Source organism: Halanaerobium sp. (genome assembly GCF_003070835.1).
The window spans coordinates 1-10,729 of the sequence record NZ_QBLR01000112.1; the positions used below are offsets into that span (position 1 = coordinate 1).

The window sequence follows — 10,729 nt, forward strand, 5'->3', positions numbered from 1 at the left end:
GGTCTGTATTATAGCCTTCTTCAATCATCAAAGAAGGAATATACCCCTTTTCTTGCCATTTATTAAATCTTTCAGATAATAAATCAATTACCTTTTTTTCTCTATCTAAATCCTCCTTAGTAGGTGCTGTATAATACCTTTCTGTCTTTAGCTTTCCTTTTTCGTCTATATAGTTTTTTACATATCTTATGGCGTATAATCTTTCTTGAAAAACATCATCTTTTCGTGGTATAAACTCATGTTTCTCCCATCTTCTTAACCCATAAACAGTATTACCTTCTGCATCTTTTCTGTCTCCCCTAATGGCATATATAGGGGTTTCCATTTCACAGTGTGGACAATAAACCTTGTTGTTTCTAATGGTTATATTCTTGTCTGATTCCTTAAACTGTTCTTTTGTAGCATCTTGTACTATATCAATATCAAATCCATCTATACCATTATCTTTTAGTATTGCTACTGTTTTTGTTCCTTTTCCAATGACCCAAGATGGGGCTAAGGGTACTTTGTATCCACATTCTGGACATATGGTTTCATTACAATAAAGATAAGAATCTGCCCTATGTCCTTTTTCATTATGCTCAATTTTCCACTCAACAATCTGCTTGTCTACTTCCTTATATACCTTTTCTTGAAATTCTCTTAATTTTTCTACTTCTTCATCTGATGCTCCTGCTATATTTAGCGATGCCCAGGTAAGTAGTGATGCTACAGGATTTAAATCAGAAGCATAAACATCTGCCCCCATCCTGGCAGCCTCAAAAGGTATGCTTCCTCCTCCTGCAAAACAATCCCCTACCCTTGGCGTATGACCATATCGCTTTTCTCCTAATTCCTTAATTAGCTCTTGTAGCGAAGAAGCATTAGTCCCTAAATGCTCATTTATTTCTTTCCAAGCATTTTCTGTAAGATTTTTTACATGTTCTGGTCTGTCACAATAAACTAACTTTTCATCATAAGTCAGTCTATTAAATGCTAATTTTTGAAGTTCTTCCCTTTCTTCCATAGATAAGCCTTGTATGTACTTAGGTTTCTCTTCTGTTGATTCAGAATCAAAATACTTTGCTCTTTCTTTTTTATTAAGTATTGAATATAGTTCTTTCATGGTCAAGTTTTTAGACTTTCTAAGATATAAGCCTTCATCATCCATTGTCAGTATTTTTAAAAATATTTCTCTATCTTTTACAGGATTATCTGATACAGGCATAAGAACCCCAAGGAGTGTAGCTCTTACGAGTATAAGAGGTTTCCTCCCCCACCATTTACCAAGTCCCGTAAGAGTTTGTCCTAAGTTAGCTTTCCTTTCTTTATAACTTTCCTTCGATACTTTAGATACTGGAAACTGCATTTCTATAAATGACCTACTATAATCTAACATTTTGCCCACTCCTTCAGTTGTAACCTTATTTAAACAAATCAAATATGTTTAATTGCTTATGTTTTTCATCATCTATTGGATTTTCTGTAAGAGCATATCTGATAGCCTTCCTCCACCCTCTTTTATCATCGGCTTGACCTGTTACTGCATTTGTCATGGTAAAAAGCCACCAACGTTCTTCTCTACTAAGCCCCAGCCAATTCTTTAGGGCTACGGGTATTAGTTTAGGGTCCGAATCTTCTATTGCCCATAGCAAGAGTACCATTTCTTTTCCCAAAAGCCTGTCTACTGGTATTTCCCCTATCTTAAATCTTCCTACAAGTATATTATTTTCCCTTAAAGTATTGTTAAACTCTTGCTGTAATGGATCTTTTACTAAATCCCATTTATGTTTATCTATCCTGACCTTCAGCGATTTATAATCTATATCGCTTTGTTGAACCTCAGAATCATCCCAGTCAAATCGTTCATAAACTGCGATTTTTTGATTTTGGCTTCTTGGAATTACAACAAAAAAATGATGCTTCGTTTCCTCTGGAATATATCCAAAACCTAATGCTTGGATTTTAGACATTACTTAAAACCTCCTACTGTCTATTGCAAAATCTTGTTCTTGTATTGTTCTATTATTTCTTTATTGTCTGATACCCACTCTTCAAATACCTGTCCGCTATCAAAAATTACTTTGTTGATTGTAATGTGAGTTTCAAAACTCTTGTCATCAAAGAACTTATCAATAAGACCCTTTAACTCTTCCACAAGATTTTCAGGTTTTTTAATGTAAAAATCCCCCATAGTCAACTCAATAAATCCTGTATTTGTACCACTACCTTTTTCTGTTATTCCAATAGTTACACCTGAAACAGATAAATCATATTTACTTAACTTTTCTACCACATTAAATGTTTCAGTTGTATTATTAGATACTATTGGCTCTATTAAATGGACAGGTTTCTCTTTATCTATTTCAAACTTTTTCTCTTTTACTTCTATTTGCATTACATCTGAATAAACCCCAAGACTTTCATTAAAAGCGATGGCTTGAATAAACTTAGCTCCTTCAGGAATAATAAAGCTTTCTTCATAAACTCCTCCACTTTCTTTAGGGTTAGAGCCATCAGTTGTATATCTGATAGTAACATTTGGTGATGTAGCTTTTAGTTCTACATTGGATTTTCCATCCTTGTCATAAATTTTATGTTGTAGATTAATCTTTCTTGTCCAGTATTCTACAGGACCTGTAGTATTTTTTCCTGTACTATCTACACATAAAAATGATAACTTTAATTCTTTAGTTTTAAAATTATGAATATCCTCAACTACCATTGAAGCTTCTGTAGCATCCCCATTAATTTCATAATGTACCCTATCCCCATTATGAGGTTGTATCTTCAAAGTAACTTCACCTGTGTTTTTATCTTCGCCTATTTCTCTAACAAATACAGATGTTTCTGGAGCTGGGGGCTCTTTATCTAAATATCCTCCCGTTTCTATCCAAATCCCCTTTCTCAACATGTCGTCTCTTAAATCTTCTAATGCTCTTGGGTTATGCCATGGCCATGCTGTAATAGTAGCTACTCTCTCTTTTAAGTTATTCCATGTCATTTGCCTTTGAGTGAAAATCCTATCTTCAAACATCCCCCTAAACTCTTCAGTATCCGTTTGCTTAGTAAATTTCATGACCTTAATAAGTAGGTCTCTAATTTGGTCTTCAACATCATAATTATTTTCGTTAAACTTCATTTCAAAATCATCATTTGTAAGTCCTCTACGCTTAGGATAATGCAATGTCACAAAAGTTTCCCTTGTAGCTTGCAGTAGTTGAAGATTAACTTTATCAAATAAATCTAACGCTTGTTGATATTGTGGGTCGTTTTCTGGCAACTTTTCCTCATTGTTCATACGGTAAATAATAGTTTCCATAGCTTTATACTGTTTTGCAATATTTATTAGTCCTTCCATAGAAGAACGCTGTCCAGAAAGAAACATAACTCTATTTTTGTAGGTAGTATCCTCAAAAAACTTCTCAATATCTGGATTTAAACCTTTATTTCCTGGATATGGCTCTGTAAGTATTAGGGTAATTTTATCTTTTTTTAATTCAATTTCTTCAATAGATGGGAAAACTAATACTTCTTGATAACAATCTGATAACTTAGGCCTAAATTTATCTTTTAATATATCCTTGATTTTTTGCTTAGCTACTTCATAAGAATAAGTATTTACTAAATCTAAAAGCTCTGCATTTACATTTTTTATATCTTTAAAAAATAATCTTTCATTTTTATCTGTATATAGGTACCAAGCCTTAACCTTATATTCTTCTAAGGCTGACTTAAGTCTTGTAATATCTCTACCTGGTTCTGCCATATATCCTATCAGCTCTTGTATGGATAAACCTATAATTGCATTAGTCACATTAGCAAGAGAAGATACTAAAATTAATTTACTTAGGTCTTCCATATCTGTACTTTTTGCTTGTTCATCCATTATCTCTGCAACAGACATCCCTTGATTCGCAATGTCATGGGATATTGCATTGGATAACCTTGGTTTTATAGACTTTACCATTGGCATTAATTCTTTATCATTTAAATTCATGTCAAAAGCATTAATTAAATATCTATTTTTAGCTTTTATATCACCACTATAAAGGTCCCTTACCATCATTCTCGTTAGTCTAATAAACCCTCTTGTTTGCTGGAATCCTGGATTCTCCTTAAATCTTGCAAATAAATCCCTAATTGACGGATGAAAAGGATAGGATGTATAAATACCTTTTACTATTTCCTCAGGAGAATAGTTTGTATATCCCATTTGCCTTGCTTCAACAACTGCTCTTCTATATTCCATTGCAATTTTATCGATATCTTCTTTTTTTCCTACTTTTTCAAATAATCTTGTTCTCAAGATATTATAAAGGTCATCTGTATTAGCCCCTACTGGCTCGATATTGATTGCGGAACGCTCAATTTCATTTTCAAGTTCCTTAAAAGATTTTTGTAAAAGTTGGGAACCTTCTTCATAAGTAGCTTGTAAGTCAGAAACAACAATACAAACATTATGAAGTTCTGCTTTTCCTACTGCATTAAACAAATTTGCAAGAGCAGTCGTTGTAATATCTGCTACTGTACCTGTTCCTACTGGTATTGTTTTTGCATTTTGTAGATAAGGTGGAAGCTCATCAAGTAAAATTAAAGTTGGAGTCTCACTTTTAAGTAAGTTAATCCAGGCAGATTGTCCTGGGGCCATTAAAGGTGTATAAAAACTATTAAACAACTCTTTTTTACCAAGTTGTTCTGCTATTTCCCCCCATATTCCGAATTCTAAATAACTTTCCCTTCCTGTATAAGCTACTACTCTTATGTCCGAATCTACATTGGCATACTTACCATTTAAAATACTTTTTCTTATCTCTTTGTTTTTCGCGAGGACTCCAAGTGCAACCATATTGTGCGTTTTTCCCCCGCCCATAGCTTGAGTTAGTTTAACCAGACCACTTGATGCTTTCCCTTCAAATCTCTTAAATGCAGTATCAAATAATAGTTCCATTCCTTCTGTAATAAAAGTTTCTTCAAAAAATTGCTTGCCGTCTATGGAACCGTCCAGTAAATTACTTAGGTCAAGTGTATCGTCTCTTTTTGTCTCATCAAATACACTTTCCCTTGGCTTACAAGCTTCAAATAAGGTTTTCATTTTTATTTACCTCCTAAGTAACGTCTAATATTAATTCTGTTTTTTATCCAATATTGATTTGAAAATCATTCTCTTAAAAAAACATCAATTTTAAATCATAATTATAATTAATAAAACGCTTAATACTTGAGCAACATCTTTCTGAGTTTTATTATCATCAATCTCTTTAGGAATAGAATTTCTCCAATGTAGCCCTCCCGATATCTGCAATGGTTGGCTAGGCATTCATTTCCTAGTTATCATGTTGTGAAACAAGCATTAACTCCGTTTGGTATCATCCATTTCCATGATATCACAGACGTCGCATTTTAACGCTATACAGATTTTTTGTATTATTTCTGTACTAACATTTTCATTTTTACCAAGCTTTGTTATCGTAGCAGAACTAATACCTGCAAGCTTCTGCAAGTCCTTCTTTTTCATATCTCTATCAATAAGAAGCTTCCAAAGTTTTTTATAACTAATTACCATTGTAATCACCTCTATCTATGTATAATTACATAATATCATTGGCCTCATTATATTGCAAATAATTTCTTTACATACGCGCGATTTTTGATTTGTACTTAGCATTTATAATTCTAAACCCAGTATAGGACAAGTTTATAAGATATTACATCCATCTTATTATCTCAACTCTAACAAAATCATCTATTACGGCAACTCAATCCAACCGTTTACTGCTTAATTTTGACCAAAAATATACCCCCGATATGTTCCCATATACACATATCGAGGGTATAAATTGAGTTGATAGAATTGCTATCACTTTATGATACCCAGAATCTTCAAGGCTTTTCGAACTTATATCTTAGACATACGCAAATAGCTTCTACATGCACCAACCTATCTGGATTGATGTTTTATACTGATTCTTACTTTTTCTACTACATTTTTTCTTTTTCTTAGTGGAATCGTGCTTCTTTATACTACATCTAATATAAGTTGCGAATTATAACATCTGTTTGGAGCTTAATATTGGTATGCCAGAAGTTATATTCATCTAGCTTTTGGCTTGCTTCATTATAAACTGGTTTTGTTCCGGTCGGATCCTTAATAGTTACAATGAGACAGAACTCTTGGCTTGGTACAGTACCTTCCATTTGAGACTTAACTTCTATGTGATCTCTGTAAAGACCTTTTATATTAAGATACCAATTCTTGTCCTTCGTTAAGTACTTAAGCTTGTTACCATCAGTCATTTCAGATAAATCGACTGCATACTTCTTGACAGGATAATACTTATCTCCATACTTAATCAGTAATCTTTCTTTAAGAGCAAATTCATCCGTATTGCTTCTCATTTTCTTCTTGCTGTAATAATTTTCAAGAAGCACATTCTGAGAACCATCTCGTCCTACTGGATTAAGAATATTTCTTTTGGATGTGTCCCTATCCTTCTTAGCATCATATGTACCCATTTTAATATCTACATTAGATTGGCAATACTCTGCTCTCTGTGTCGAGTCAAGAATTGGGTTGTATACCAAGGTTACAATGATTTGTCCCGTAAAGTAATCTCCATCCACAAGACATTCAGGCATAGGAAAGTCCATTATATCAATGTACTCACCCTTTGCAATTTCATCACGCAAGATCAAGGTAACTTCGTAAGGTGAATTATATAAAATTTCTCTTACAGACTGTGGTTTCCCGAATCCCACTTGATTTACTCTTTCAGTTACTGGAACTCTTAGATTTTCTGAATAACTTGCAGAATGGACAATCAGGGCCTTGATTAATAAGGGATCAAACTCTTCTTCCATTTCTTGATGTAAACCTGCCGCGAGTGATGCAATACGAGGTGTAGAATAACTTGTTCCCACTGATTGACAGATTGCACCATCCAATCCGAATGATCTCACCCCTGTTATAACCATCCTTCCTGAAGCATCTACACCAGCATTTCCGCCATAATGTACTATTTCTGGTTTAATGATGTAGGATGGTCCACGGCCAATTCTTGTAAATGGTGATGGATTATCAATCTCAGCTAAATCTAGTGCGGATTTTTTATGTGCAATAGATCCGACCACTATAGATCTTACACTGTCAGCGCCTTGATGGATCTTTCCTTTTGGATGACCCGTCTTAAAATTTTTACAGTTTCCCGCAGATTTACAGATTAAAACTCCATACTGATCCTGCAAAGCATCTAGTGCAACAGCAAAATCGGAGAAGCTATATTCATCCACTTCATTGATAATGCTAATTGACAGATTCCACACTTTCACATCTCTGTAATGGGCTTTGACAGCCTCTTGGCTGTTTCGAATTAACTCATCTTCTTCGATGCCTTCCTTATCAGTATCTGGATAAACACAAGCATCCAGAACTTGAACACCCTCAGTACCGACCCACTTTTTGCCTTCCAAGTGATCACCATAGATAACTACTCCTGAAACAAAAGTTCCATGATCTTTTTTTACATAAGGTTCTGGATATGCAGTATATCGCTCTTCTACAAGTCATGGTTTCACATGAGGAATATCAGCTATTCCGTTATCTAAAATGCCCACTATCGCATACTTTTTTCCTTCTTTAGGAGTTAAAATGTTAATCGTTGCTTCATCTTTTTCCATATCAAGAGCAACTGTATATTTTGGCATAGGCTCGATGGAAAAAATAGCTTCAAAGATTTCATTTTTATTAAGAGTCATAAACTCATCAAGTTTAACACCCTTAACATTGTAGACTACATGGCTTGGTGAATAATTGGTTCTGATTACTTCGTGGCCAATTTGCTTCATTGATCTTTCAAAGTAGTTTCTAATTGCTGTATTTTGCTCGTAATTTTGAAAATCAATGAGTTTAACTTTATAGTCAACAGACTCAGCACTTTCGCTCTTGGCAATTATAGGTTCAAAGTCAGATATGTTTTCAATTGCAGATATTGCGTGGGCATATCGCTGAGTATTCTTTAAGCGCTCAAGTATTTTATCTACTTCTCGAGAGTCATCTACTTTGATAATTAGCTCATCTTCATCCGCCAATCCTAATACATTATTATCTGTACCAGTCCTAAATAAGTTGCTCACTTCACATCTATGGGTTTTTGCCGTTGCATCGTCGATAATTCTAGTCTTGAAAACGAATGGAATTAAAGAGTTATCCCTTTCCTTCTTTAACACTTTCGTCCTAAACTCCTGAAATGTATCAACAAAAACTCTGGACTTGATCTGTAGTTCTTCTGGACTTAATACGAATTTAGGTGGATCTCCTCCTCCACCAGCTTCAACTCTCATATTGTCTACTTCTCTTTTAGCAAAAAATTTAATTGGTAATCTTTCATCAGCCATTTTTACACCGCCCCTTCTTTCACTCTGGAGAGTTCGCTACATCTCTCACCTTCCTAATCGAAAAATCATAGTTATCGCAAATTTCCTTTTGTGTCACCCCATATTGCAACAGGTATTTAATAAAATCATTCTCACTGATAATCTTATGGTTTCTATATAAATACACTTCATGCAATATATCCCAATTATGAGTCATATCCTTTTTGTTTATGATGGATTTCTTTATTGCGTTACTTACTACTGTTTTGACATCTGCATGGCTAATACCATCTAAGGCGGCTGCCAGCATTTCCAGTTTCTTTTCATTCTCCATCACATTACTGTTTGTATTCTTTGTATACAACTTGATCAGCTGCATGATCTCTTCTTTGTTAGGCTTCTCTAATGTAATAATCTTAGAGAATCTTCTCCAAACAGCTGGATCCAATAATTCATGATGATTGGTTGCTGCAATTAAAATACTGTTTTGACTAAAATCATCAATATTTTGAAGCAAGCTGTTCACAACCCTTTTTAACTCTCCCAGTTCATGCTTGTCATCCCTAAGTTTTGCTACAACATCAAATTCATCAAGGAATAAGATACAGTCTCTTTTCGAAGCATAGTCGAAAATTCTCCTTATGTTCTTTGCTGTGCTTCCTAAGAGTGATGAGACCAGACCATCAAGTCTAACGGTCACAAGTGGCAACCCCGTCTTATATGCGATAAATCTTGCCACCGTTGTTTTCCCACACCCGGGTGGACCATACAATAACAACGAGCTAACCATATCAATTCCAGCTCGTAAAATCTCATCCCTTTGCCAATAGCTTTTAATAAATTCATCGATCTCATCATGAACATAATGTTTCAATATCGGTACCTCAAATGATTTATCCGGGATAAAGACATCCACCATTTCCATACAGCTTTCAGAATCCACTGGCTTAGTAGAAAAATCATCTAAGGAGGCCATTCTAGTTTTTTTATTCACTAATAGAGAACGTATTTTCTTAGCTAGAGAATCATCACTAGATTTCTCCAGGTTCTCTGCTAGAACTTGGGCATAATTATATACCTTCTCTTTATCACCAATCATTCCACCTTCAATAATTTTCACAATCTCTGTGTACATTTTTCATTCCTCCAGACATACATATTTTAACCAACTGTCGTTCATTTTGTCAATGTATTTGTTATTATTATACGCATTTTCATTATTTGTAATCCGTTTTTGTTATTTTAACTCCGTTATCTGTAATTTCGACTCGGTTTCGTTACTTTTTCAGGAGTCAGTCATTCCTCAAAATAAAAATAACCAAGAAACATTTTTCAATAAAAGCTTCCTAGTTGATCCATTTACACACTTAGATTGATGTGTATTGCTGATATCTATTCATAACATCTTCTGGTATGGTAAATTTCAGATTTTCTTTTTCATCAAAGGCATTATCACCAGTTTTCTAATATAACTGTAGAAAACTTCTTTTCTCTCACATATAAATTTACCTAATACAGAATTACTCTTCGACCCCTAACAAAACTCTAGCAATTCTTTACCTTCATCAAACTCTCTCTTAATTCTTTCATCAAATCCTATAATTTGGGGATTATGATGGTATTGGTAACCCTGACATTTCCTTCTACCCCTAAGCTCCATATATCCATTTCAGCCATTCTCATTAAAAATTCTGCACGTAATAAAAAAACACTCTCCAAAAAGACTCTAGTACATCTATATCTTTTTTAGGTATTGCTCAAAACAAGTGAGTAGAAATCTCCTATAAGTCTTCTGATTCGCTCTATCAATATATCGAGGAATGTTAAGATTAAATCTTTGGCTTTGATTGATTTCACTGTAAGGAATTATTCTCGAATATTTAGAAATTAATATAAATCCGTTGAAACAGTCCATAATTTTTCGGATATCCAGTTCACATATCAAAGCAGTATATACATTTCTCTTTTCACAAAAATCCAAAATTAGTGCACGCACCATTCAGTTGGGTATTATTAACATTCATCCTATCTCCTCAACCCTACTAATTTATCTATTCTGTCCACTCACCCCTACCTAATCTCAGACTCATTTTTACCACAAAAAAACACCCTCGATATGTTTCCACGTACCAATATCGAGGGTTTAAATCGAGTTGACAGATTTACTTTTATTTTATGAAACCCAGTATTTTCAATGCTTACGAGCTTTATTTCTTAGACATCAAGACTACCGTCTCAACGTGTCTTGTATGTGGGAACATGTCCATGAATGTTAGTTCTTTTACTTTGTAGACTTTTTTCATGTCTCTTAGGTTTTCTGCGAGTGTTGTTGGGTTACAGGATACGTATATTATTTTGTCGAATTTTTTGTTGTTTA

The 10,729-nt window shown here is 34.1% G+C and carries 6 protein-coding genes and 2 pseudogenes; all 8 read right to left on the reverse strand.

The genetic code is table 11. The features are described from left to right. Window positions 1-1,378 (reverse strand): DUF1156 domain-containing protein (locus tag CI949_RS11675; RefSeq protein WP_290766775.1); only part of this gene is annotated, 1,378 nt, incomplete at its 3' end. Between the two features lie 25 nt (window positions 1,379-1,403). Continuing rightward, the gene (locus tag CI949_RS11680; RefSeq protein ID WP_290766778.1) at window positions 1,404-1,952 is read right to left on the reverse strand and encodes a DUF3780 domain-containing protein; all 549 of its coding nucleotides are present in this window, start codon (window positions 1,950-1,952) and stop codon (window positions 1,404-1,406) included. A 20-nt stretch (window positions 1,953-1,972) separates the two neighbouring features. Beyond that, complete coding sequence (locus tag CI949_RS11685; protein WP_290766781.1) at window positions 1,973-5,074, reverse strand: DUF499 domain-containing protein; 3,102 nt, start codon at window positions 5,072-5,074, stop codon at window positions 1,973-1,975. A gap of 258 nt (window positions 5,075-5,332) precedes the next feature. Next, window positions 5,333-5,545: a helix-turn-helix transcriptional regulator gene (locus CI949_RS11690; protein WP_069194802.1), complete on the reverse strand. Its 213-nt coding sequence runs from the start codon at window positions 5,543-5,545 to the stop codon at window positions 5,333-5,335. Window positions 5,546-6,009: 464 nt separating this feature from the next. Then, a pseudogene (locus CI949_RS11695) lies at window positions 6,010-7,491 on the reverse strand (S8 family peptidase); the annotation flags it as partial. Window positions 7,492-7,542: 51 nt separating this feature from the next. Next, entirely contained in the window at window positions 7,543-8,373 is an 831-nt protein-coding gene (locus tag CI949_RS11700; RefSeq protein ID WP_290766790.1) for a hypothetical protein, read from the reverse strand. Window positions 8,374-8,392: 19 nt separating this feature from the next. Next, window positions 8,393-9,487 (reverse strand): AAA family ATPase, encoded by a 1,095-nt coding sequence (locus CI949_RS11705; protein WP_290766792.1) that lies wholly within the window; start codon window positions 9,485-9,487, stop codon window positions 8,393-8,395. A gap of 1,072 nt (window positions 9,488-10,559) precedes the next feature. Further along, window positions 10,560-10,729, reverse strand: a pseudogene (locus CI949_RS20935) (hypothetical protein); the annotation flags it as partial.

Excerpts from the sequence above, each read along its gene's own strand:
- CI949_RS11680 (WP_290766778.1), bottom strand. The coding sequence starts at position 1,952 with ATGTCTAAAATCCAAGCATTAGGTTTTGGATATATTCCAGAGGAAACG.
- CI949_RS11685 (WP_290766781.1), bottom strand. The coding sequence starts at position 5,074 with ATGAAAACCTTATTTGAAGCTTGTAAGCCAAGGGAAAGTGTATTTGAT.
- CI949_RS11690 (WP_069194802.1), bottom strand. The coding sequence starts at position 5,545 with ATGGTAATTAGTTATAAAAAACTTTGGAAGCTTCTTATTGATAGAGAT.
- CI949_RS11700 (WP_290766790.1), bottom strand. The coding sequence starts at position 8,373 with ATGGCTGATGAAAGATTACCAATTAAATTTTTTGCTAAAAGAGAAGTA.
- CI949_RS11705 (WP_290766792.1), bottom strand. The coding sequence starts at position 9,487 with ATGTACACAGAGATTGTGAAAATTATTGAAGGTGGAATGATTGGTGAT.